This is a genomic window from Microbacterium sp. CGR2 (assembly GCF_003626735.1).
Classification (GTDB): domain Bacteria; phylum Actinomycetota; class Actinomycetes; order Actinomycetales; family Microbacteriaceae; genus Microbacterium.
The window spans coordinates 1,286,942-1,308,201 of the sequence record NZ_RBHX01000001.1; the positions used below are offsets into that span (position 1 = coordinate 1,286,942).

Annotated in this window: 21 protein-coding genes; 13 read left to right on the plus strand and 8 right to left on the minus strand. The window is 68.8% G+C overall.

Translation table 11 applies throughout. The annotated features are described in order from the left end of the window. Nucleotides 1-137 precede the first annotated feature (137 nt). A complete protein-coding gene (locus D7252_RS06525; RefSeq protein WP_120774635.1) occupies nucleotides 138-476 on the minus strand; it encodes a helix-turn-helix domain-containing protein in 339 nt (112 codons plus the stop codon). A 75-nt stretch (nucleotides 477-551) separates the two neighbouring features. On the opposite strand from D7252_RS06525, the gene D7252_RS06530 reads away from it, so the two are divergent. Continuing rightward, nucleotides 552-1,208 carry an FMN-dependent NADH-azoreductase gene (locus D7252_RS06530; RefSeq protein ID WP_120774636.1) on the plus strand — a complete coding sequence of 219 codons (657 nt, stop codon included), beginning with the start codon at nucleotides 552-554 and terminating at the stop codon, nucleotides 1,206-1,208. 107 nt (nucleotides 1,209-1,315) lie between these two features. Here the strand turns inward: D7252_RS06530 and D7252_RS06535 are convergent, their stop codons facing one another. Together D7252_RS06535 and D7252_RS06540 are read right to left on the minus strand one after the other, a co-directional pair. Beyond that, nucleotides 1,316-2,392, minus strand: coding sequence for a HAMP domain-containing sensor histidine kinase (locus D7252_RS06535; RefSeq protein WP_120774637.1), 1,077 nt, complete (start codon nucleotides 2,390-2,392; stop codon nucleotides 1,316-1,318). A gap of 10 nt (nucleotides 2,393-2,402) precedes the next feature. Beyond that, on the minus strand, nucleotides 2,403-3,074 hold the full coding sequence (locus D7252_RS06540; protein WP_120774638.1) for a response regulator transcription factor: 672 nt from the start codon (nucleotides 3,072-3,074) through the stop codon (nucleotides 2,403-2,405). Nucleotides 3,075-3,176: 102 nt separating this feature from the next. On the opposite strand from D7252_RS06540, the gene D7252_RS06545 reads away from it, so the two are divergent. The 4 genes from D7252_RS06545 to D7252_RS06560 are packed head-to-tail and all read left to right on the plus strand — an operon-like array spanning nucleotide 3,177 to nucleotide 6,354. Beyond that, entirely contained in the window at nucleotides 3,177-3,854 is a 678-nt protein-coding gene (locus tag D7252_RS06545) for a M15 family metallopeptidase (protein WP_120774639.1), read from the plus strand. After that, the gene (gene alr, locus D7252_RS06550; RefSeq protein ID WP_120774640.1) at nucleotides 3,851-4,975 is read left to right on the plus strand and encodes an alanine racemase; all 1,125 of its coding nucleotides are present in this window, start codon (nucleotides 3,851-3,853) and stop codon (nucleotides 4,973-4,975) included. The genes D7252_RS06545 and alr overlap by 4 nt, the downstream gene beginning before the upstream one ends. Beyond that, complete coding sequence (locus D7252_RS06555; protein WP_120774641.1) at nucleotides 4,972-5,922, plus strand: D-alanine--D-alanine ligase; 951 nt, start codon at nucleotides 4,972-4,974, stop codon at nucleotides 5,920-5,922. Before alr ends, D7252_RS06555 begins: the two co-directional genes overlap by 4 nt. Before the next feature lie 42 nt (nucleotides 5,923-5,964). Next, complete coding sequence (locus D7252_RS06560) at nucleotides 5,965-6,354, plus strand: VOC family protein (protein ID WP_120774642.1); 390 nt, start codon at nucleotides 5,965-5,967, stop codon at nucleotides 6,352-6,354. Between the two features lie 358 nt (nucleotides 6,355-6,712). On the opposite strand, the gene D7252_RS06570 is transcribed toward D7252_RS06560, so the two are convergent. Further along, a complete protein-coding gene (locus D7252_RS06570; RefSeq protein WP_120774644.1) occupies nucleotides 6,713-9,247 on the minus strand; it encodes an RNA helicase in 2,535 nt (844 codons plus the stop codon). A gap of 31 nt (nucleotides 9,248-9,278) precedes the next feature. Further along, nucleotides 9,279-9,992, minus strand: a complete 714-nt coding sequence (gene deoD / locus D7252_RS06575) for a purine-nucleoside phosphorylase (protein WP_120774645.1) — start codon at nucleotides 9,990-9,992, stop codon at nucleotides 9,279-9,281. 138 nt (nucleotides 9,993-10,130) lie between these two features. Between deoD and putP the strand changes: the two genes are divergently transcribed. Next, nucleotides 10,131-11,642 (plus strand): sodium/proline symporter PutP, encoded by a 1,512-nt coding sequence (gene putP / locus D7252_RS06580; RefSeq protein ID WP_120776848.1) that lies wholly within the window; start codon nucleotides 10,131-10,133, stop codon nucleotides 11,640-11,642. Nucleotides 11,643-11,678: 36 nt separating this feature from the next. Here the strand turns inward: putP and D7252_RS06585 are convergent, their stop codons facing one another. The 3 genes from D7252_RS06585 to D7252_RS06595 form a co-directional block, all read right to left on the minus strand. Next, entirely contained in the window at nucleotides 11,679-12,347 is a 669-nt protein-coding gene (locus D7252_RS06585; RefSeq protein WP_120776849.1) for a DNA alkylation repair protein, read from the minus strand. 104 nt (nucleotides 12,348-12,451) lie between these two features. Beyond that, nucleotides 12,452-13,489, minus strand: a complete 1,038-nt coding sequence (locus tag D7252_RS06590) for an aromatic acid exporter family protein (RefSeq protein ID WP_120774646.1) — start codon at nucleotides 13,487-13,489, stop codon at nucleotides 12,452-12,454. Between the two features lie 115 nt (nucleotides 13,490-13,604). Continuing rightward, nucleotides 13,605-14,147, minus strand: coding sequence for a hypothetical protein (locus tag D7252_RS06595; RefSeq protein ID WP_120774647.1), 543 nt, complete (start codon nucleotides 14,145-14,147; stop codon nucleotides 13,605-13,607). Nucleotides 14,148-14,269: 122 nt separating this feature from the next. Between D7252_RS06595 and D7252_RS06600 the strand changes: the two genes are divergently transcribed. The 7 genes from D7252_RS06600 to D7252_RS06630 all read left to right on the plus strand — a co-directional run bounded on the left by D7252_RS06600 (nucleotide 14,270) and on the right by D7252_RS06630 (nucleotide 21,200). Then, nucleotides 14,270-14,848 carry a TetR/AcrR family transcriptional regulator gene (locus D7252_RS06600; protein ID WP_120774648.1) on the plus strand — a complete coding sequence of 193 codons (579 nt, stop codon included), beginning with the start codon at nucleotides 14,270-14,272 and terminating at the stop codon, nucleotides 14,846-14,848. Nucleotides 14,849-15,040: 192 nt separating this feature from the next. Further along, the gene (locus tag D7252_RS06605; protein ID WP_120774649.1) at nucleotides 15,041-16,381 is read left to right on the plus strand and encodes a cytosine permease; all 1,341 of its coding nucleotides are present in this window, start codon (nucleotides 15,041-15,043) and stop codon (nucleotides 16,379-16,381) included. Further along, complete coding sequence (locus tag D7252_RS06610; protein ID WP_120774650.1) at nucleotides 16,378-17,517, plus strand: DUF917 domain-containing protein; 1,140 nt, start codon at nucleotides 16,378-16,380, stop codon at nucleotides 17,515-17,517. Before D7252_RS06605 ends, D7252_RS06610 begins: the two co-directional genes overlap by 4 nt. After that, nucleotides 17,517-19,064, plus strand: a complete 1,548-nt coding sequence (locus tag D7252_RS06615) for a hydantoinase/oxoprolinase N-terminal domain-containing protein (protein WP_120774651.1) — start codon at nucleotides 17,517-17,519, stop codon at nucleotides 19,062-19,064. The genes D7252_RS06610 and D7252_RS06615 overlap by 1 nt, the downstream gene beginning before the upstream one ends. A 113-nt stretch (nucleotides 19,065-19,177) precedes the next feature. Further along, nucleotides 19,178-19,633, plus strand: coding sequence for an SRPBCC family protein (locus tag D7252_RS06620; protein ID WP_120774652.1), 456 nt, complete (start codon nucleotides 19,178-19,180; stop codon nucleotides 19,631-19,633). A 130-nt stretch (nucleotides 19,634-19,763) separates the two neighbouring features. Next, a complete protein-coding gene (locus D7252_RS06625; protein WP_120774653.1) occupies nucleotides 19,764-20,834 on the plus strand; it encodes a DUF998 domain-containing protein in 1,071 nt (356 codons plus the stop codon). A gap of 93 nt (nucleotides 20,835-20,927) precedes the next feature. Further along, complete coding sequence (locus D7252_RS06630; protein ID WP_120774654.1) at nucleotides 20,928-21,200, plus strand: hypothetical protein; 273 nt, start codon at nucleotides 20,928-20,930, stop codon at nucleotides 21,198-21,200. Nucleotides 21,201-21,260: the final 60 nt, after the last annotated feature.

Consider the following 21,260-nt stretch of genomic DNA (forward strand, 5'->3'; position numbering starts at 1 on the left):
GGTTTCGGAGTTCCGCGCTTCATGTGCATGAGGAATCTCCGGATGCATTATGGGCCCTCGGTATGTCTGCCTGCGTCCGTCGCGCAGTCATGCAGGTGAGGGGCGTGCAGGGCGTGTAGGGCGTGGGGGGACGCGACTCAGTGCGCGCGCTGCGCCAGGTTGGCTGACGCCCAGGTGCCCAGCTGATCGAGGATCGGCAGCAGGTCACGGCCGCTCGCGGTCAGGGCATAGGAGACCGTGACCGGCGGGCCGGCATCGACCGTGCGCGCGACGAGGCCGGTCTCGGCGAGTTCTGCCAGCCGGTCGGAGAGCACGGTGTCGCTGATGCCCGACACTGCGCGGCGCAGCGACACGAAGGTCGACGGACCGCTGCCGAGCGAGGCGACGATCATCCCGTTCCAGCGTTTTCCGAGCACGCTGAAGGCCAGTGTGACGGCGGCGTCGCACACTTGGATCGCTTCGCTGACCTCGGCCATGCTCACATCCTACTCGTGCTACGTTAACCAGCGTCGCTAATAAAAAGTTAGCGACTACGAAAACGAGAGGTAGTCATGTCCCTGTTCCGCCTGGATGCCAGCATCCTTCCCGCGTCGTCCGCCAGCCGCTCGCTCGCCGACCTCGTCGAAGCCGAGTGGACCGCGTCGCACCCCGACTCGACCGTGCTCCGCCGCGACCTCGCCGCCGACCCGGTCCCCGCGACCGCCTGGGCCGACGCCGTGACCGGTGGCTTCGTGGACGAGGCTCAGCGCACCCCTGCGCAGAACGAGGCACGTGCCCTGGCCACGACCTTCGCCGACGAGCTCATCGGAGCCGACGCGCTGCTGTTCGCCGTGCCGCTGTACAACTACGGCGTCTCGCAGCACTTCAAGACCTGGTTCGACCTCGCGTACACCGACCCGCGCATCGACCCCAGTGGCACGGCGCTGCGCGGCAAGCCCGCGACTCTCGTCACGGTCCTCGGCGGCAACTACGCCCCCGGAACCCCGAAAGACGGCTGGGACCACTCGACCGGCTGGCTGCGTCGCGTGCTCGCCGACGTCTGGGGCCTCGACCTCCGCGTCGTGCAGCGTCCGTTCACCCTGGTGGGCGTGAACCCGGCCCTCGACGCGTTCGCCGACACCGCCCTCGAACTCAAGGAAGCCGCCGAGTCCGACGCGCGCACCTACGGCCAGGAGCTGGCCGCGCTCCGGGGGAGCAACGTCGCCTGACGTTTTCGATCACACCTGTCGGGAGACAGCACGGATGCAGGGCCCGAAACCGCTTTCCGGCCCTGCATCCGTGAAAACTCCCGACACCCGCCCGACACCCGCCCGGCTCAGCGCAACGGCGCCGGGTACGGATGGGGCAACCAGACGGTCACGATCAGGCCGCCCTCCGCCCGCGGCGTGAGGACCAGCGTGCCGCCGTGCGCCTGAGTGATGCGCTCGGCGATCGCGAGGCCGAGGCCGACACCGGCGTGGTCGGCGCTGCGGGCGCGGTCGGCACCGCGCTGGAAGGGCTCCGTGAGAGTCGCCACCCGGTCGACGGGCATCACCTCACCGGTGTTCTCGATCACCAGTGCGAGCGCCTCGGGAAGGGCGTGGGTGCGCACCGCCACCGCTCCACCCGACGGCAGGTTGTGCACCACGGCATTGAGCACGAGGTTCGTGACGAGTTGCTGCAGCAGAGTCGACGACCCCAGGACGGATGCCGGGGCTCCGCCCACCTCGACCGCGACGCCTCGGCGGTCCGCCAACGGCAGCAGGATCTCGACGGCTTCTTCGGCGAGCAGAGACAGGTCGACGAGCTCACGCGGAAAAGAGCGGCTCTCGGCTCGGCTGAGTACGAGCAGCGCCTCGGTGAGTTCGACCGCCCGCGCGTTCACCTCTTCGAGGCGTGCGATGAGAGCGTCGACGTCGCGGTCCGGATCGGTGCGGGCCACCTCCAGCAGCGCCTGCGAGATGGCCAAAGGCGTGCGCAACTCGTGTGAGGCGTTGGCGGCGAAGCGCTGCTGTTCGGCTACTTGCCTCTCGAGTTGCTCCAGCATGGAGTCGAACACGTCGGCCAGATCGCGGAACTCGTCGCGCGGGCCGTCCAGGGCGACGCGGTGCGACAGCGAGCCCTGCGTCGCGAGTTTCGCGGCATCGCTGATCCGGTCCAGGGGTGCCAGCATCCGTCCGGCGAGGAGCCAGCCGCCCCCCAAGCCGATGGCCAGCAGCACCACCATCACGGCAGTCGCCACCGGCACGAAAGCGCGAATCAGGTCGGAGCGGTTGGGGACGAACGGCTCCGCGATGATGTTCACATCGGGCACGTAGCGCAGCAGGAACAAGGACACCGCGGCAAGAAGCAGCAGCCCCGACACGACGACGATCCCGGCATAGCTGATCGTGAGCTTGAGGCGGGCACTCATGCCGCGGCGTCTAGGCATCGGCATCCGTCCCGATGCGGTACCCGACGCCGGGGACGGTGAGGATCAGCCACGGTTCGCCCAGGCGCTTGCGCAGGGATGACACGGTGATGCGGACCGCGTTGGTGAACGGATCTGCGTTCTCGTCCCAGGCGCGCTCCAACAGCTCTTCGGCGCTCACGACCCCGCCCTCCGCTTCGACCAGGACCTCGAGGACCGCGAACTGCTTGCGGGTCAGAGCGACGTAGCGGTCGTCGCGGTACACCTCGCGCCGGAACGGGTCCAGGCGCAACCCGGCGAGCTCGCGCACCGGCGGTCGGGATCGGTGCCTTCGACGGTCGAGCGCGCGAAGGCGCAGCACCAGTTCCCGCAGCTCGAACGGCTTGGTGAGGTAGTCGTCGGCACCCATCTCGAAACCGGTCGCCTTGTCGTCGAGACGGTCGGCGGCGGTCAGCATCAGAATCGGAATGCCGCTGCCGGAGGCGACGATCGACCGGGCGATGTCGTCACCGGAAGGTCCGGGGATGTCACGGTCGAGCACCGCGATGTCGTACGCGTTGATGCTCAACAGTTCGAGGGCGGTGTCGCCGTCACCCGCGATGTCGGCGGGGATCGCCTCCAGGCGGAGCCCGTCCCGGACGGCCTCCGCGAGGTACGGCTCGTCCTCGACGATCAATACGCGCACGGCTGGGCTCCCATGTGCTCAGATCCTACGCACCCGTGCGTATCGCGAGCGTATGCAGAAGTGCATACGCTCCCGCAACGGGCCACCTCCTTCACTGGAGACATGAACACCCGAACCGCCACCATCCGCCCGCACCGCCGATGGCGCCGCCTGCTCGTCTCCGTCGGCGCGCTCGCCGTCGCGGGCGCCCTCGCCTTCGCCGTGCAGCAGTCGTTGGCGCCGGCATCCGCGGCCGTCCCGACCGGCATCCCGGCCACCGTTCCGACCTCCGAGTCCGTCGGGGAACCGGTGGGCGACGTCACCGGATCGGTCTTGGCGCCGAGCGAAGCCGACGGGGTGATCCGCGACGGCGACCAGCCCACCGTCTTCGACGTCGACCGTGAGGCGATCGGCAAGCTCGATCCCGCGCTCCTCGAGGCTCTGCAGCGGGCGGCGACGGATGCCGCGCACGACGGTGTGGACGTGCGGGTGAACAGCGGTTGGCGCTCGGCGGCGCTCCAGGATCGCATGCTGCAGGACGCGATCGCAGAGTACGGCTCAGAGGCCGAGGCGGCGCGCTGGGTCGCCACTCCGGCGACCTCGGCCCATGTGTCCGGCGACGCCGTCGACCTCGGTCCGCTTCCGGCGCTGGACTGGCTCGCTCAGCGCGGTTGGCGCTACGGGCTCTGCCAGATCTACGCCAACGAGTCGTGGCACTACGAGCTGCGACCGGATGCCGCCACCGACGGCTGCCCCGAGATGTACGCCGACCCCACCGAAGACCCGAGGATGCACCCGTGACCGTTCTGCTCGCCCCGGAGCGCAGCGCGCTTTCCCTGCTGCCTGCACCCGCCCTGTGCACGCTGCCGACCGCTGTCACCGAGAACCTGCGCCATATCCGTGCCGCCACCGACGCCCGCATCATGGCCGTGGTGAAAGCCGACGGCTACGGCCACGGTGCGGTGTCGGTCGCGCGAACCGCCGTCGATGCCGGCGCGGAATGGCTCGGCGTGACAGATGTCGCCGAAGCGGTGATACTGCGGGACGCGGGCCTTCGTGTTCCGATCCTCGCCTGGCTGAATCCGTCGGGGATCGATGCGGCACAGGCGGCCGAGCACCGGATCGACGTCGCGGTCGGGTCGGTCGAGGAGTTGCGTCAGCTCATCGCGGATGCTGCGCGGCCGCTGCGCGTACACCTGCAGATGGACACGGGGATGTCGCGCGGCGGTTGCCCGCTCGGCGAGTGGACCGAGTTGTTGCGGCTTGCACGAGCCGGACGAGGGCGAGTCGAGGTCGTGGGAGTGATGGGGCATCTTCCGCGCGCCGACGAGGGCGACCCGCGAGCCAACGAGGCCGCGGTGCTGCGGATGCGTCAGGCGCGGGATGCCGTGCTGCGGGCGGGGTTCGGGCCGGTCCTGGTGCATCTTGCCGCGACCTCCGGGGTGCTGACCGACCCCGCCACCCACTTCGACATGGTGCGCATCGGGGCGGGCCTGGTCGGCATCGATCCGTCCAGCACCGTGACGCTGGCGGGGGCTTCCCGGTTCACGGCATCCGTCGTGCACAGTTCGTGGGTGCCGGCCGGCACGCCCGTCGGGTACGGGAGCACACACCTCACGACGAGGGGGACGCATCTGAGTGTCGTCGGCGTGGGGTACGCCGACGGCATCCCGCGCGAACTCGGGGCGGGCGCCGCGGTCGAGATCGCCGGGCGGAGGTGCCCGATCGTGGGACCCGTGTCGATGGATCAGATCGTCGTCGACACCGGGGACACGGCGGTTCCTCGAAGCGCGGCGGTCACGGTGTTCGGTCCGGAGGGCGGTGCCGTGCCATCGGTGCAGGAGTGGGCGCGGTGGGCGGGCACCATCCCGCACACCGTCGTCACCGGTATCGGTTCGCGCGTGCAGCGGTGCATCGCATGACGACGCACGTCCTGGTCATCGGGGGAGGGCAGAACGCGGAGCATGACGTCTCGCTGGCGTCGGCCGCGGCTGTCGCGGCAGCGCTGGGGATGAGCGGCCACGTGGTCAGTACGGTGACCATCGATCGCTCGGGGATCTGGCGCGCCGACGGCATCCCGCCGTGCGTCTCTCCGGCTGAATCGCTGGTGCGCGCGATGCCGTTGATCGCCCGAGCCGACGTGGTCTTCCCTGCGGTGCACGGAGCGCTCGGCGAAGACGGCGCGCTCGCCGCGTTGTGCGCGCTGGCCGGTGCCAGGGTCGTCGGGTCCGGTCTGCGCGCGGGCGCACTCGGGATGGACAAGTGGGCGACCAAGCTGGTGGCGGATGCCGTCGGCATCCGCACGGCGAGAGGACGCCTGATCGCGGCGGAGGACGCGGGAGATGCGGAGTTCGACGGCGAGGTCGTGGTGAAGCCCGTATCGGCGGGGTCGAGCTACGGCGTGAGCCTGGTGCGGCAAGAAGGAGAACTGCTCGCCGCACTGCACACGGCGGCGAAGTTCGATCGACGCATCCTCGTCGAGGAGGTCGTGCGGGGGCGAGAGATCGATGTGGCGGTGCTGCGGGAGTCCGGCGGGGTGCGGTGGGCGGCGCCGCCGTTGGAGATCCATGCGACCGGACTCTTCGACACCGCCATGAAGTACGACGGGAGCGCGCGGTTCACCGTGCCGGCTCAGCTCGATGCGGCGGAGACCTCCGCGCTCAAGCGCGCCGCGGTGGCGATGTTCGACGCGCTCGGCTGCGCGGGAGTCGCCCGCATGGACTTCTTCCTGACAGACGACGGGCCGGTGCTGAACGAGGTGAACACGATGCCGGGGCTGACCGCGGCCTCGCAGGTGCCTCGGATGTTCGCGGCGGCCGGAGTCGAGTACACCGACCTCGTGACGCGTCTCGTGCGGGCGGCGCGATGAAAGGGTATCGACAAGCGGGCTCGGGCGGCGGATGCTGGACACATGGCGGCTTTCACTGTGGATGGTGCGTTCAGCGGATTCAGCGTCGATGACATCGACGCGGCGAGGGAGTTCTACGGCACGACCCTCGGGCTCGACGTCCAGGACAACGCGATGGGATTCCTCGATCTGCGGCTGTCGAACGGCGGGATGATCCTGATCTACGGCAAACCGAATCACGAGCCGGCGAGCTTCACGATCCTCAACTTCCCCGTCGCCGACATCGACGCCGCGGTCGACGAGCTCATCGCACGAGGAGTCACGACCAAGATCTACAGCGACGCGGAGTTCCCCTCCGACGAGCGCGGGATCGTCCGTGGCAACGGACAGGGGCCCGACATCGCGTGGTTCCGCGACCCGGCCGGCAACGTGCTCGCGGTCATGGAAGCCTGACACCGGTTCCACCGTCCGTCCCGAATCACGGGTGCGCACCACCGAACGCTTCCCGGCTGACCACTTAACCCTCCGTGGCGAACCACGTAACGCTGGCGGTGCGACTACTGAACGCCGACTCGCCGCCCCTCCTGCCACCCGATCGCAGGAAGGCTGGCGAGTTCGATGGCGAGTTGACGACGCGGAAGGGAGGCCGGAACGTGTCCTTCGGTAGACGTGATCGGGATCGGAGGCCGGGCGACCTGGCCGAGCGGTGCCGAGTACAGGAACAGCACGAGCCGCACAGCTGGCAGGTCAGTCCCACGGTGTATGCCGCGTGCGGCGGGCACGCCCCCGAGCGGCCGCAGAGGATGCGGGACTAGAGCCGATCGACGCCGGTGACGGTGAGCACAGCTTCCCCGGCCTCATCGGATGCCGCGAGGTCGACGGTGGCCGAGATGCCCCAGTCGTGGTCGCCTGCAGGGTCGTCGAAGATCTGGCGGGCGGTCCACTCGGTCGCTCCTTCCGAGAGCAGGAGGAGCTTCGAGCTGCGCGCATCCGCACCGGTGAGGATCTCGTCATGGTCGGTGAAGTAGCCGTCGAGCGCATCGGCCCATGCGTCGGCACCGAACGCCGAGTCGAGCTCGCCGAGCGCGTTCACGTTCTCTCGGGCTGCGAGCTGCACGCGGCGGAACAGCTCGTTGCGCACCAGGGTGCGGAAGGCGCGGGTGTTGCTGGTGAGCCGCTTGGGAGCGGGCGGCACGATGGGCTCATCGCCCGCGGGGCCGCCGTCGAAGCGTCCGTTGTCGATGCCGGCGCGCAGTTCCTCCCACTCGTCGAGCAGGCTCGAGTCGACCTGGCGCACGAGCTCCCCGAGCCATTCGATGAGGTCGCGCAGATCCTCGTCCTTCAGCTCTTCGGGAATGGTCTGCGACGCCGCGCGGTACGCGTCGGAGAGGTAGCGGAGAACCACTCCCTCGGAGCGAGCGATCTTGTAGTACGCGACATATTCCCCGAACGACATGGCGCGCTCATACATGTCACGGACAACCGACTTCGGGCGCAGCTCGAAGTCTCGGATCCACGGCTGCGCCGCGCTGAACGTCTCGAACGCGGCCGAGAGGAGTTCTTCGAGGGGCTTGGGGTAGGTGATCTCCTCCAGGAGCTCCATCCGCTCGTCGTACTCGATGCCCTCCGACTTCATCGCGGCGACCGCCTCGCCACGGGCGAGGTACTCCTGCTGGCTCAGCACGGCGCGAGGGTCGTCGAGCGTCGACTCGACGATCGAGATCATGTCGAGTGCGAACGACCCGGTCCCGACGCCGCCTGACGCGCCCGGCTCCGGGTCGAGGAGCTCGAACGCCGCGAGGGCGAACGGGGACAGGGGCTGGTTGAGAGCGAAGTTCGGCTGGAGGTCGACCGTGAGACGGATGCCGTCGCCGTCGTTCTCCACGATGCCCGATTCACGGAGGGTCCGGTAGATTCCGAGCGCACGGATCGCCAGCTGCCGCTGCCGTGCACGCGGCTCGTGGTTGTCGTATACCAGGGAGCGCATATTGCCGAAGACGTCGCCGCTGCGCGCGATCACGTTGAGCATCATCGCGCTGGTGATCTGCATGTGTGAGGTCAGCGTCTCGGGCACGGCATCGATCAGCTTGCGGAACGACGGCTCTCCCCACGACACGAAGCCGTCCGGGGCTTTCTTGCGGGTGATCTTGCGCTTCTTCTTCGGGTCGTCGCCGGCCTTCTTGATCGCGGCGATGTTGTCGCTCTCGTGCTCGGGCGCCTGCGCGACGACGGTTCCGGCGGTGTCGAAGCCCGCGCGTCCCGCGCGCCCCGCGATCTGGTGGAACTCACGCGCGTTGAGCTGCCGCATCCGAGTGCCGTCGTACTTCGTCAGTGCCGTGAGCAGCACGGTGCGGATCGGTACGTTGATGCCGACGCCGAGCGTGTCGGTGCCGCAGATCACCCGCAGCAGCCCGCGCTGGGCGAGCTGCTCGACCAGGCGACGGTACTTAGGCAGCATCCCGGCGTGGTGCACTCCGATACCCGCCCGGAGGAATCGGGAGAGGGTCTTGCCGAACGCGGTCGTGAAGCGGAACTCGCCGATCAGGTCTGCGATCCTGTCGCGTTGCTCGCGCGTCGCGACCTTCGTGCTCGACAACGCCTGGGCGCGCTCCATGGCCGCCGCCTGCGAGAAGTGCACGACGTAGACCGGAGCCTGCCCCGTGCCCAGCAGGTCGTCGATGGTCTCGTGGATCGGCGTCGTCTCGTAGAAGAAGTGCAGCGGCACCGGACGTTCGACACCCGTGACGGATGCCGTCTCTCGGCCCGTGCGTCGCGTGAGGTCGGCGGCGAGTTCGGTCACGTCGCCGAGGGTTGCGGACATCAGGATGAACTGCGCCTGGGGGAGCAACAGCAGCGGGACCTGCCATGCCCAGCCGCGCTCGGGGTCGCCGTAGAAGTGGAACTCGTCCATCACGACCTGCCCCAGATCCGCTGCCGTGCCCTGCCGCAGAGCGAGGTTCGCGAGGATCTCCGCTGTGCAGCAGATGATCGGCGCGTCCGCGTTCACCGCAGAGTCGCCGGTCACCATGCCGACGTTCTCGGCGCCGAACACGTCGACCAGCGCGAAGAACTTCTCGCTCACCAGCGCCTTGATCGGGGCGGTGTAGTAGCTGCGCCTGCCCGAGACCAGGGCGGCGAAGTGCGCGCCCACCGCCACCAGGGACTTTCCGGTGCCCGTCGGGGTCGACAGGATCAGGTTGTTGCCCGAGACGATCTCGATGACCGCCTCGTCCTGCGCGGGATACAGGCGGATGCCGGTCGACTCCGCCCATTCGACGAACGCCAGGTAGACGGCATCCGGGTCGGTTCCGTCTGGCAGGGTGGCGGGGTCGAGGAGCGCAGGCATGGTCCTTCGATCATCCCTTACTGAGCGGGGATCAGACTGCGGTCGCCGCCTGCAGGGCGATGCGGATCATGTCGCCGAAGGTCTGCTCCCGTTCCAGGGCGGTGGTCTGCTCGCCGGTGACGATGTGATCGGACACGGTGCAGATGCTCAAGGCCCGGCGGCCGTAGTAGGCGGCGAGGGTGTAGAGCCCGCTCGTCTCCATCTCCACCCCGAGCACGCCGTGCTGTACGAACGGTTGGTTGAGTTCGGGGCGCGTGCTGTAGAACTGGTCGCTCGAGAAGAGCAGACCCACGTGCACGGCTGACTCCAGCGGCTCCGACCCGCTCGCCTCGACCGCCGCCCGCAGCAGCGAGAAGTCGGCGACCGGTGCATAGTCCTGTCCGTGGAAGCGCACGCGGTTGATACCGGAGTCGGTGCACGCGCCGTTGGCGATGATGATGTCGCGCACCGCCAGCTTCTCGGTCAGAGCTCCGCACGAACCGACCCGCACGATGGTCTGCACGTCGTACTCGTCGAAGAGCTCGGTGGCGTAGATCGCCATCGACGGCTGACCCATTCCGGAGCCCTGCACAGAGATGCGATGCCCGTTCCAGGTGCCGGTGAACCCCAGCATCCCGCGGGTCTCCGTGTACAGCTCTGCGTCGTCGAGGAAGGTCTCCGCGATCCACCGGGCCCGCAGCGGGTCGCCGGGGAAGAGGACGATGGGGGCGATCTGGCCGGGGTCGGCGGCGATGTGCGTGCTCATCGTGCCAATGTACTGACCTCGTCGGGTCGGCGGGCAGGAGCGGCGGCGCGCCGCCGCGGCCCTAGGTCGCGGCAGCCGTCTTTGGCATCATCGGATGACGACCGGATGCGGTGGCTTCACCGCGAGGGAGGGACGACGATGTCCGACCAGATCTTCACATTCGCGGCTCTCGGGCTGTACTTCGCAGCGATGCTGCTCATCGGCTGGATCGCGTTCCGGCGGACCGGCGACCACGAGGACTACATGCTCGGCGGGCGGAACCTGCCGCCGTGGGTCGCGGCGCTCAGCGCGGGAGCATCCGACATGTCGGGCTGGCTGGTCATGGGGCTTCCGGGCGCGATCTATGTCTCGGGACTCATCGAGGCGTGGATCGCGATCGGGCTGACCATCGGCGCATATCTGAACTGGCTGCTCGTCGCGCCGCGCCTGCGGGCGTACACCCAGGTGTCGCGCAACTCGATCACGGTCCCGAGCTTCTTCGAGAACCGGCTGCGCGATACGACGCGATTGCTGCGAGTGCTCTCCGGTGTCGTCATCCTCGTCTTCTTCACCCTCTACATCTCTTCGGGCATGGTCGCCGGCGGAGTCTTCTTCGAGAGCTCGTTCAACGGCGACTACCTCACCGGGATGCTGCTGGTCACCGGCGTCACCCTCGCGTACACGCTCTTCGGCGGTTTCCTCGGCGCCTCGTTCACCGACGTCGTGCAGGGGCTGATGATGGTCATCGCGCTGATCGTGATCCCGGTCGCCGCGATCGTCGCCATCGGCGGCCTGGCCGAGACAGGGCAGCTCATCAACGAGGTCGCGCCCGATCACCTGTCGATGCTGTCCGGTACGGCACTGACCGGCGGCACGGTCCTCGCCATCGTCTCCTCGCTGGCCTGGGGCCTCGGATACTTCGGGCAGCCGCACATCATCGTCCGCTTCATGGCGTTGCGCTCGCCGCAAGAGGCCAAGAGCGCGCGCCGCATCGGCATGTCCTGGATGATCGTCTCTCTCTTCGGCGCCGTGATCTCGGGGCTCGTCGGCATCGCCTACATCGCCAAGACGGGCACCGATCTCACCAACCCGGAGACGGTGGTGCTGGTGATGTCGCAGACGCTGCTGCATCCGTTCGTCGCCGGTCTGGTGCTCGCCGCGGTGCTCGCCGCGATCATGAGTACGATCTCGAGTCAGCTGATCGTCTGCTCCTCGGCCCTCGTCGAGGATCTTTACGGCGTCTTCCGGCGCACGCCTCCCTCTCAGAAGACACTCATGCTGATGGGGCGTCTGGGCGTGCTCGGCATAGCGATCGTCGCCGCGCTGCTCGCGATCACGCCGAACGACACCATCCTCGGCCTCGTCTCGTTCGCCTGGGCCGGCTTCGGTGCCGCATTCGGGCCGGTGATCCTGTTGAGCCTCTACTGGCGCAAGCTCACCAACTGGGGCGCCCTGGCCGGGATGTTCGTCGGGGCGGCGACCGTCTTCATCTGGAAAGCCTTCGACACGGGGCTCTATGAGCTGCTGCCCGCATTCGCCTTGGCGATGCTCGCGGCCGTCGGCGTGAGCCTCGTCACCTACACGCACGACGACGACATCCAACAGGAATTCACCGACACCGGCACGATGGTCGCAGTCCGCCGGCCGCACGCGGTCGGCGACACCCCGTAGCGCTCGTTCGCCGAGCGGTCTGCCGCGGGCGAGCGATCAGCCCTCGCGGCGGCGCACGATCTCGCCGATCCACAGCGGAGCGAAGGGCGAGGTGCACCCCGGCGCCGTCGGGTAGTCGGCGAGAACCTGCAGTCGTTCGCCGATCTCGAGCGCCCTGGCGCGGTACTCGGGGTGGAAGATGCCGATGTTCGCGAGGGTCTCGTTCATCGCCCACTGCAACCGCGACGGCGCATCCTTCAGGTCGCGCTCGATGAGGTCGAGAAGGTGCTCGAGGTCGAGTCCTTCGGGCTCCTTCATCACGCGAACCGTCGTCAACGACCAGGCGGCCGCGGCGACGGTCGGGTCCTCGTCGTCGAACCAGCGCAGCCGCATCTCCTCAGCGAGTGGCGTCTTCTTGGCCACGTAGTTGACGAACCAGTCGTTGACCTTCGGGGCACGGGTCTCGCGCAGCATCCCGTCGAGCTCGTCGGCGCTGAAGGCCCGCGGCTTGCAGATCAGGAGCGCGAGCAGCAGAGCCGGTGTCTCGCCGGTCGCCCAGAGTTCCTGCGCGAGGGCCTGGTCGGTCTTGATCTTCTTCGCGAGGCCGCGCAGCTGACTGAGATTGATGCCGTGATCGTCGCCGCGCTTCTCATTCGCGGCGCGCATCTTCGGATCTTCGAGGGCGGCCAGCTCACCGAGCGCCTCCGCCAGGGTCATGTCGGGCATGGTTCCAGGGTAGGCCGCCAGCTCCGGTCGCAGGAAGGCATCCATGTCGCCGCCGGATGCCTGCGTTCTCGCGACCGGAGCGGCACCGTCGGAGCGATACCCGATCACTCCTCGTCGAGCAGTTCACCGCGGATGCGGCGGAGATCTTCCATCAGTGAGCCGATCAGGATCCAGTGCTGAGACGACGGAGGGCGGATCACGAGCGGAGCTGTCAGTGCGGGGATCGCGGAGGTCAGCATCTCCGGCTCCGGTGAGACGTCGGCGATCTGCACCGCCAGGCGGACGTCGTGCCCCGCACGGCGCAGCTGCTCGGCGATCGCGACGACGGCCGGCTCCTCGCCGATCGAGTCGTCGTAGTGATCGAAGTAGGCGCGCGTCATCCCGATCGTCTGGGTCACGATCGGGGAGAGCCGCTCCAACAGCGCGCGCATCTCGCGCAGCTCGGCTCGATGCGTGGAACGGCGGGGGTTGAGGGTGAGCGATTCCTCGCCGGCGGCGATGGATGCGTCGGCGGCATCCTTCATCGGGCGGAGCAGTCGAACCTCGACCATCATCTCCTGCAGCCTCGCCGGCGTCTGCGGGTGCGGCAACGCATCGGCCAGGCGGTCGAGGCTTGCGGCGAGCTCTTGCCCCAGCAGGCCGACGTCGCGGCGTGCCGGAGCCACCAGCACGGGCGGGACGATCAGCGCGTTCACGACGATGCCGATCACCACGCCGATGAGGGTCTCGACGATGCGCGCGAAGGCGTATTCGGGGCTGGATGAGCCCAGCGCAAGCACGAGCATCGCGGAGATCGCGACCTGATTACCGGTGCCAGGAGTCGCCCGGAAGGCCCACGCCACGAGCATCGACACGACGATCGCGAGCAGCACGATCCAGCTCGGAGAACCGAGCAGCAGCCCGAGACCGACGGCGATCACGACTCCGGCTATCACGCCGATGCTGCGCTCGAGCGCTTTCGACAGCGACTGGTTGACGCTCGGCTGGACGACCAGCAGGGCAGCGATCGCTGCGAACACCGGCAACTGGTTCGGGAACACCCACCCCGCGAGCAGCCACGCACCGATCGTCGCGGCAGCGGATTTCACCACCTGCAGCAGGGGCGCGCGCTGCGAGGCGCGGATCGCGGCGTGGATGCGCATGGCTCCACGGTAGTCCTCGCCGGGTCTTCCGCCGCTGACCCGGGTCGTAGCGTCCAGGGGAGATCGTTCCCGAACGGGAGCGAGGTGCTCGACCAGGCGTGAGCCTGCTGGTCGGCTAGTGCACGAGGGCCTTCAAGACGACGAACACGGCGCCGAACGATGCGGTACCCAGCGCCCCGAGAATTCGGACGAGCTGAGAACTCCCGCGGCGCAGGAAGGCGACGTAGCCGAGGAACGTCAGGATCACGACTCCCGACCACAACGCCGCGTCGTTGGCCGCGTCGTCGGAGATGACGCGGGTCGTGCCCGCGAGGAGGAACGCGGCGGGCACGGCCGCGGAGGTCAGCATGCCGAGGGAGTGCTGCACCGACGAGGTGAACGCCGCCGTGATTCCCACTCTCGGGCCGTGCGCCTTCTCGGTGTGGTCCGAGAGGCGGGCCACGGTTCCGGCGTACACGTGCGCACCCCAGAAGACGAGCACCGTCACGCCCACCGTCAGCAGCACGACGAATGACGTCTCTCCGTGCGCAGAGGACACGGCCACCAAGCCGCTGACGAGGATCGTGCCGTAGACCGCCGCCTCGGTGCCGAATCCGGGCCGAAGCGCGCTGTGGACACGGAGGATCCCGCGGTCGGTGGTCGTCGGAGCGGGAGGCATACTTCACTGTGCTGTCGTCGTCTTCGCTTTGTCAACGACGGCGCTCGAGCCGCACGGGCCAACCTCTTGCGCTCCCCCGCAACGGAGGACTACCCTGCCTAACTAACAGTCGTTAGGCAGTCATGACCCGAGCAACCATCCTCGCCGAGGCCCGAACGATCTTCGCGCGCCAAGGCTACGCCGAGACCAGCCTGCGCGAGATCGCCGAGGCCGTGGGCATCAAGACGCCCTCGCTCTACGCACACTTCTCGAGCAAGGAGGCCCTGTACGAGGCCGTCTACGCCGAGGTCGCCGTCGAGCACACCGCCTTCTTCGACGAACTGGCCCGCCGCAGCGGCGAACTCGAACCGCTCGCGCGCCTGCGTCACCTGCTGGGAGGCATCGAGGACTACTACCGCGACCGTCCCGACCTCGCCGAGTTCAGCCTCCGCGCGGCAGTCGCCGAGTACGGACCCGGTGGCCAGAATCTGCGCGAGATCTTCCTCGACAGCGAGTCGACCCTCGCCGCCGCCGTCCGCAAGACCTACGACGACGGTGCCGCGAGCGGGACGTTCGCGGCAGGCGATGCCGACGGGTTCATCGCTCTGGTGTTCGTCATCATGGACGGCCTCTTCCTCCAGCTCACCCACTACACACCAGAGGTCTACCGGGAACGCTTCGAGCACACCTGGCAGCACCTCGCCACGATCCTGTCTCGCTGACCCACCTCCGAGACATCACACGCACACCCTGCACCGATCCGTCGGCACGGAGCCACGAACTCCCGAACGACACCGCACGACAGTCGGCATCACCCGCCGGCACCCCATGACCAGCCCTGCGAGCCGCCCGCCTTCTCGGGAACCCGAATCCCCCGGGCGGCTTCGCAGGGCCACCTCCTGAAGGAGCGCACGATGACCACCACCGACTACGAACACGGCATCGTGCCGCAGGACCAGCGCAAGAGCTGGTTGTCGATCGCGACCGTGTGGATCGCCATCGGCATCGATCTGTCCGGAGCGTTCCTCGGAGTCGCGCTCGCCGCAGGGATGGCGTTCTGGCCGGCGATCGCCGCCACCATGCTCGGCTCGTTGCTCCTGGGCCTCCTGGCCATGGCCTGCGCCTATGTCGGCGCGGCCACCGGACTGAGCAGCGCCATGATCTCCCGCGCCGTCTTCGGCAAGATCGGCGGCGCCATCCTCGCGCTGGCGATCGCCATCAGCCTGATCGGCTGGTTCGCCGTCCAGGCAGGGTTCTTCGGCACGAACGCCCAGATCGCGTTCGCGGAGTTCACGGGCATCGACGTCCCCGTGCAGGTCTTCACCGGCATCGGCGCCGTGCTGATGGCCATCACGGCATTCTGGGGCTACCGCTCGATCAATCGACTCAGCTCACTCGCCGTCCCGTTGCTTCTCCTGCTGCTGATCGTCGGAATCGTCGTCGCCTTCACCGTCAACGGCGCCGCGGGACTGGACGCGCCCGTCGAGGCGACCTTCACCTTCGGCGGCGCGGTCTCGCTGGTGATGGGCATCTTCATCCTCGGCGTGGTCCTCGCTCCCGACATGGCGCGCTGGGCGAAGACCCCGAAGCAGGCCATGATCGCCGGCTTCGTCGGGTTCTTCTTCGGCAACTCGATCATCCTCGTGGTCGCCATCGTGCTGGCCCGCGTCATGAACGGCACCGAACTCATGGCGATTTTCTTCGCGCTCGGCCTCGGTGGCGTTGCGGTCATCGTGCTCATCCTCGCTCAGTGGACGACCAACACCACCAACCTCTATTCGGCCGGCCTCGCGTTCGCCGCGATCAGCGAGCGCCTCGACCGCCGCATCGTGACCGTCGTGCTCGGCGTGATCGGCATCGTCGTCGGCGTGATCGGCGCCGCCGACTACTTCGTGCAGTTCATCCTGGTGATCGGCGTCATCATCGCCCCGTACGGCGGGGTCTACCTGGCGGCGTACTTCACGGGCCGAAAGGGCGCGCGCTGGGCGCACGACGCAGCGGTCCCGACGGTCGACGGCTGGTCGGTGGCGGCCTGGGTGGCCGGCATCCTCGTCGCCGTGGCGACGACCAATCCTGCCGACGGACCGGGCTTCGGCTGGTTCACGCTCACCACCATCTCGGCCCTCGACGGCCTGCTCGTCGGTTTCCTCGTCTACCTCGCTCTCGTGCCGCTGCGTCGCCGCACGGAACCGGATGCCGCGGCATCCCCCCACGTCGAGGAGACTGCTCGTCTCGGCGACGGAGCACACGCATGACCGACAGGCATCTCACCGAAGCCGACATCGACGAGATCGCGCTCGGTGCCGCCGTGCTGGGGACCGGCGGCGGCGGCGACCCGCACGTGGGCTCTCTGATGGCGAAGCGGCTCATCCGCCTGCACGGGCCGGTGCCCCTCATCGACGTCGACGATCTCACGGCCGACGACTTCATCGTGCCCATCGGCGGCATCGGAGCGCCGTCGGTGAGTGTCGAGCGCATTCAGGCCGAGTCCGAACTGCTCGCAGCCCTCACGGCGATCGAGCGCGCGGTCGGTCGCCGACCCACTGCGGTGATGCCGATCGAGGTCGGCGGCGGCAACTCGATGATCCCGATCGCGACGGCGGCCCTCGCCGGACTCCCCGTGGTCGACGGTGACGCGATGGGCCGTGCCTTCCCCGAGGCGCAGATGGTGACCTTCCATCTCGCCGGGTACGGCCCGGGAGCGACCGTCATGGTCGACCACCACGGCAACGAGGTCGTCAGCCGGCCTGTCGACGGGGCGTGGTCTGAGCGTCTCGCGCGCGCGGTGACGGTCGAGATGGGAGGAGGCGCGACCATGATCGACTACGCCTACGGCGGCGACGTCGTGCGCGAGTGCGCGATCCCCGGCACTCTGACGCTGGCGAAGCGCATCGGTCGCATTCTGCGGGGCGAGGATGCCGCAGGCCGAGAACTTCGCGACGACGAGCGCATCGACGCCCTCTGCGACGATCTCGGGGCGCTGCGTCTGTTCGAGGGCAAGGTCGCCGACCTGCAGCGCGCTGTCGACGGCGGGTTCACCCGCGGGGCCGCCGAGCTCGACGGTGTCGGTGCGGATCGGGGGAGCGTCTTCCGTCTCGACTTCCAGAACGAGATGCTGCTCGCCCGTCGTGACGGGGAGTTGGCGGCGGTCACCCCCGATCTCATCGCCGTGCTCGACCTGGCCACGGGGATGCCGATCACCACCGAGTCGCTCCGCTACGGCGCGCGCGTCGCGGTGGTGGCGATTCCGTGTCACGAGAAGTGGCGGACGCCGATGGGCCTCCGCACCGCAGGGCCCGCGCACTTCGGGTACGACGTCGACTGGATTCCGGTGGAGGACATCCCGCGAGGCCGCGGCGTACGCACGACGACCGAAGGGGAGGCGGCCTGATGCCCCGGTACCGCATCGGAATCGACGTCGGTGGAACGAACACGGATGCCGTGATCCTCGATGACCGGCTGGCCGTCGTCGCGTCGGTGAAGCGACCGACCACCCAGGACACCGGCGACGGCGTCTCGGACGCGATCGATGCCGTGCTCGCCGCATCCGGAATCGATCCTGCCCTGATCGCGCACGCGATGCTCGGGACGACGCACTGCACCAACGCCATCGTCGAGCGGCGTGGTCTCGGGCGCGTCGGAATCCTCCGGCTCGGCGCCCCGGCGACCACAGCGGTTCCGCCTCTCGAGGGGTGGCCGGACGACCTGCGCCGCGCGATGGGCGATCACGTCCACGTGCTGACCGGTGGCTTCGAGGTCGACGGCCGAGTGCTCGCTCCCATCGACGAGCAGTCGGTGCGCGACGCGTGCGGTCTGATGCGCGGCGAGGTCGACGCGGTGGCTGTGGTGGGTGTCTTCGCGCCGATCGATGAGAGTCAGGAGGAGCGCGTCACCGCGATCGTCACGGAGGAGCTCGGCGTTCCGGTCTCCCGGTCGGCACGCATCGGATCGCTCGGGCTCCTCGAGCGTGAGAACGCGACCGTTCTCAATGCGGCTCTGATGCAGACGCTGACGCAGATGGCGGCAGGCTTCGTCGCCGCACTGCGCGAGCGAGGCATCCCTGCCACGCCCTACTTCGGTCAGAACGACGGCACGCTCATGCAGCTCGAGTACGCGCTGGAGTTCCCGGTGCTCACGATCGGCTGCGGACCGACGAACTCGATCCGCGGCGCCGCGCACCTCTCCGGCGCGACCGACGCGCTGGTCGTCGACATCGGCGGCACGACGACCGACATCGGGGTGCTCGTCGACGGCTTCCCCCGTCAATCAGCACATGCCGTGGAGATCGGCGGCATCCGCACGAACTTCCGGATGCCGGACGTGCTCTCGGTCGGGCTCGGTGGCGGCACCGTCATCCACTCCGCCGGCGGTTCCGTCGCCATCGGCCCGGACAGTGTCGGGTACCGGTTGCCCCAAGAAGCGCTGGCGTTCGGCGGCGGCATCCTCACGGCCACCGATGTCGCACTGGCTGTGGGCGGTGCCGAGATCGGGCGCGTGCCGGTGCCGGTCGTCGACGCTCAGCTCGGATCCGACGCCTGGGACGCGATGCGCGCGATGCTGGAGGACTCCATCGACCGGATGAAGCCGAACGCCGCGCCGGTGCCGGTGATCCTCGTCGGCGGCGGAGGCATCATCGCGCCGGCCGAGCTCGACGGAGTCGCATCGCTCATCCGCCCGGACCACTTCGGTGCGGCGAACGCCGTGGGTGCGGCTCTCGGTGAGGTCGCCGGTCAGATCGAGAAGATCTACCGGGCCGATCCGACTGACCGCCGCGCATCACGCGACGATGCCGCTGCCGAGGCCACGGAGCGCGCGCGTCTGGCCGGGGCGGAGCCTTCGACGATCGAAGTCGTGGCCGTGGAGGAACTCCCCGTCGCCTACTCCGACGGGACCACCGTCCTCATCCGTGCGCGAGCAGTGGGGCGATTGGCGGCCTGACGGCATCCGCTCTGCTCGAGGGGTCCACAGGCCCCGCTGTCAACCCCTTCGCCGATTCCGACGTGTGCCGGCTGAATGGGAACACACGAACGACGAACAGTGAGGAGCATCACATGGTGCAGATCATCGAGACAATCGACGTCGACGTTCCCGTCCGCACGGCCTACAACCAGTGGACGCAGTTCGAGAGCTTCCCGGAGTTCCTCGACGAGGTCGAGTCCATCACCCAGATCGACCCGACCCACACCCGGTGGAAGGTGAAAGTCGGCGGCGCGACGCGCGAGTTCGATGCCGAGATCACCGAACAGCATCCCGACGAGCGCGTCGCCTGGAACAGCATCGGCGGGGAGACGGAGCACGCGGGAGTGGTGACCTTCCACAAGCTCACCGAGACTTCCACGCGCGTCACGGTGCAGATCGACTGGGAGCCCGAGGGGCTGCTCGAGAAGGTCGGGTCGCTCGTCGGCGCAGGATCGCACGCCGTGAAGAAGGACCTGGACAACTTCAAGGAGTTCATCGAGAAGCGCGGAGTCGAGACCGGCTCCTGGCGCGGCGACGTGGACGCCTGACCGGAGAAACGCAGAAAAGGCCCGAACGGCAGCTCACGCTCCGCTCGGGCCTTTTCATGCCGGTCTGCCTCGTCCGCAGATCGCGGCGGAGCGGATGTCGGGCGTCGGCGCTGCGTGATTCGATGGGCACATGGATACGGAGCAGCGGCTGCGCGGCGAGACGAGGGCCGTCTGGGCGACCGTGGTCTGTTTCGTCGTGGGCACGGGCGCCGGCGTCGTGCTGCTGCGGGGCGATCCGCGGCCGCTGACCGGTGCGGACTCACTCGCGTTGCCGGCGGCCGTCATCGCCGGCGTCGTGGCCGCCGCCGCCTTCGCCGTGAGCACGCGCATGCACCGTCGTGGCGAGACGAGGGCGATGCCCCGCTGGCAGGCCGCGGTCTCGATGCTCTCTGCAGCGGCGCTGACCGTCGCCTTCGGGGCGGTGACGATGATGGGCGTTCTCCTCGCGGGCGAGATCCTTGCGGCGGGCCTCCAGGGTCTCGAGTTGGCGGGGGTGGGCGGCGGCCTGCTGACCGGGGTCGCCTCGGCGGTGGGTGGGCGATTCGCCTTCGGTGCCGGCATCGGGCTGCGCACGGCAGATCTTGCCGGGCTGCTGTTCGGTTTTCTCGTGATCGGCACGCTGTTCGCCATGGTCACCGCGGTTGACCCGCGGTGGTGGGAGGAGAACTTCTCGCAGCTCGGGAACGGCGACGGGTCATGGGCGTTCAACGGCACCCTCGTGGTGGCGGGGCTGCTGATCGCCACGGTGGGGGCGTACATCGGTCGGGACCTGCACCGGATGCTCGGCGACGCGCCCCTCCTGCGCATCGCCTGGATCGTGGCGCTGTGGGCTCTGGCGGGTGCCGCCCTGGCTGCCGTCGGGCTGCTGCCGCTCGGTCAGGTGGAGGTCGCGCACAACATCGCCGCGTTCTCGACGCTCATGCTGTTCGCGGTGGCCGGCGTCGCCACGGTCGCCACGGTTCCGGGGCGCCCCGGCGCGCTCGTGATCACGACCATCGGTGTGATCCTTCTGATCGTCATCGCCGTCGCCCTGTGGGTGCCGTTCGGGGTGTACTCGGTGACCGCGCTGGAGGCGATCGTCATCGGACTCGGACTGCTCTGGGTCATGACCCTGGTGCGCGTGCTCGCCATCCTCGCTCCCGCCGAGTCGCGGCCCTCGGCGCGTGCCGCGCTGCTGCGCCACCGACCGCGGCATCCCTAGGCGGACGCGCGGGAAAGATAGGGCATCCGTCCGATGTCGGCGGGGCACCTCAGAGCGGAGTGTAGGGATATCGCACACCGCCGAGGAGAAACCATGTTCGATCACCCCTATCTCACCCAGATGGTCAGCACCTTCGAGCAGGAGGAGATCGGCCGCGCCGCCGAACGGCGCCGGTTCCTGCGTGAGCACGCCGACCAGATCGTCCCTCGCCCGGAGGGAAGGGTGCGGCGGATGCTGCGCCGGGTCTTCCGCCCGGGCGGTGGCGTGGCAGACGCGGAGGCGGCGGCCGGAAAGGCGGAGATCGCTCGCGGCGCGCTCACGCGGACGGCCTCCCCGTGCGAGACGACGGCGGTCGCGGCGCGGTGAGCATCGTTCCCGCGACCCGGGGGTCAGGCCCGGTCACAGATGTCCGTCCGGAGTGGCACG

What these genes read in the sequence shown, in the direction of transcription:
- D7252_RS06525 (WP_120774635.1), bottom strand. Translation starts at nt 476, where the DNA reads ATGGCCGAGGTCAGCGAAGCGATCCAAGTGTGCGACGCCGCCGTCACA.
- D7252_RS06530 (WP_120774636.1), top strand. Translation starts at nt 552, where the DNA reads ATGTCCCTGTTCCGCCTGGATGCCAGCATCCTTCCCGCGTCGTCCGCC.
- D7252_RS06535 (WP_120774637.1), bottom strand. Translation starts at nt 2,392, where the DNA reads ATGAGTGCCCGCCTCAAGCTCACGATCAGCTATGCCGGGATCGTCGTC.
- D7252_RS06545 (WP_120774639.1), top strand. Translation starts at nt 3,177, where the DNA reads ATGAACACCCGAACCGCCACCATCCGCCCGCACCGCCGATGGCGCCGC.
- D7252_RS06555 (WP_120774641.1), top strand. Translation starts at nt 4,972, where the DNA reads ATGACGACGCACGTCCTGGTCATCGGGGGAGGGCAGAACGCGGAGCAT.
- D7252_RS06560 (WP_120774642.1), top strand. Translation starts at nt 5,965, where the DNA reads ATGGCGGCTTTCACTGTGGATGGTGCGTTCAGCGGATTCAGCGTCGAT.
- D7252_RS06570 (WP_120774644.1), bottom strand. Translation starts at nt 9,247, where the DNA reads ATGCCTGCGCTCCTCGACCCCGCCACCCTGCCAGACGGAACCGACCCG.
- deoD (WP_120774645.1), bottom strand. Translation starts at nt 9,992, where the DNA reads ATGAGCACGCACATCGCCGCCGACCCCGGCCAGATCGCCCCCATCGTC.
- putP (WP_120776848.1), top strand. Translation starts at nt 10,131, where the DNA reads ATGTCCGACCAGATCTTCACATTCGCGGCTCTCGGGCTGTACTTCGCA.
- D7252_RS06585 (WP_120776849.1), bottom strand. Translation starts at nt 12,347, where the DNA reads ATGCCCGACATGACCCTGGCGGAGGCGCTCGGTGAGCTGGCCGCCCTC.
- D7252_RS06590 (WP_120774646.1), bottom strand. Translation starts at nt 13,489, where the DNA reads ATGCGCATCCACGCCGCGATCCGCGCCTCGCAGCGCGCGCCCCTGCTG.
- D7252_RS06595 (WP_120774647.1), bottom strand. Translation starts at nt 14,147, where the DNA reads ATGCCTCCCGCTCCGACGACCACCGACCGCGGGATCCTCCGTGTCCAC.
- D7252_RS06600 (WP_120774648.1), top strand. Translation starts at nt 14,270, where the DNA reads ATGACCCGAGCAACCATCCTCGCCGAGGCCCGAACGATCTTCGCGCGC.
- D7252_RS06605 (WP_120774649.1), top strand. Translation starts at nt 15,041, where the DNA reads ATGACCACCACCGACTACGAACACGGCATCGTGCCGCAGGACCAGCGC.
- D7252_RS06610 (WP_120774650.1), top strand. Translation starts at nt 16,378, where the DNA reads ATGACCGACAGGCATCTCACCGAAGCCGACATCGACGAGATCGCGCTC.
- D7252_RS06615 (WP_120774651.1), top strand. Translation starts at nt 17,517, where the DNA reads ATGCCCCGGTACCGCATCGGAATCGACGTCGGTGGAACGAACACGGAT.
- D7252_RS06620 (WP_120774652.1), top strand. Translation starts at nt 19,178, where the DNA reads ATGGTGCAGATCATCGAGACAATCGACGTCGACGTTCCCGTCCGCACG.
- D7252_RS06625 (WP_120774653.1), top strand. Translation starts at nt 19,764, where the DNA reads ATGGATACGGAGCAGCGGCTGCGCGGCGAGACGAGGGCCGTCTGGGCG.
- D7252_RS06630 (WP_120774654.1), top strand. Translation starts at nt 20,928, where the DNA reads ATGTTCGATCACCCCTATCTCACCCAGATGGTCAGCACCTTCGAGCAG.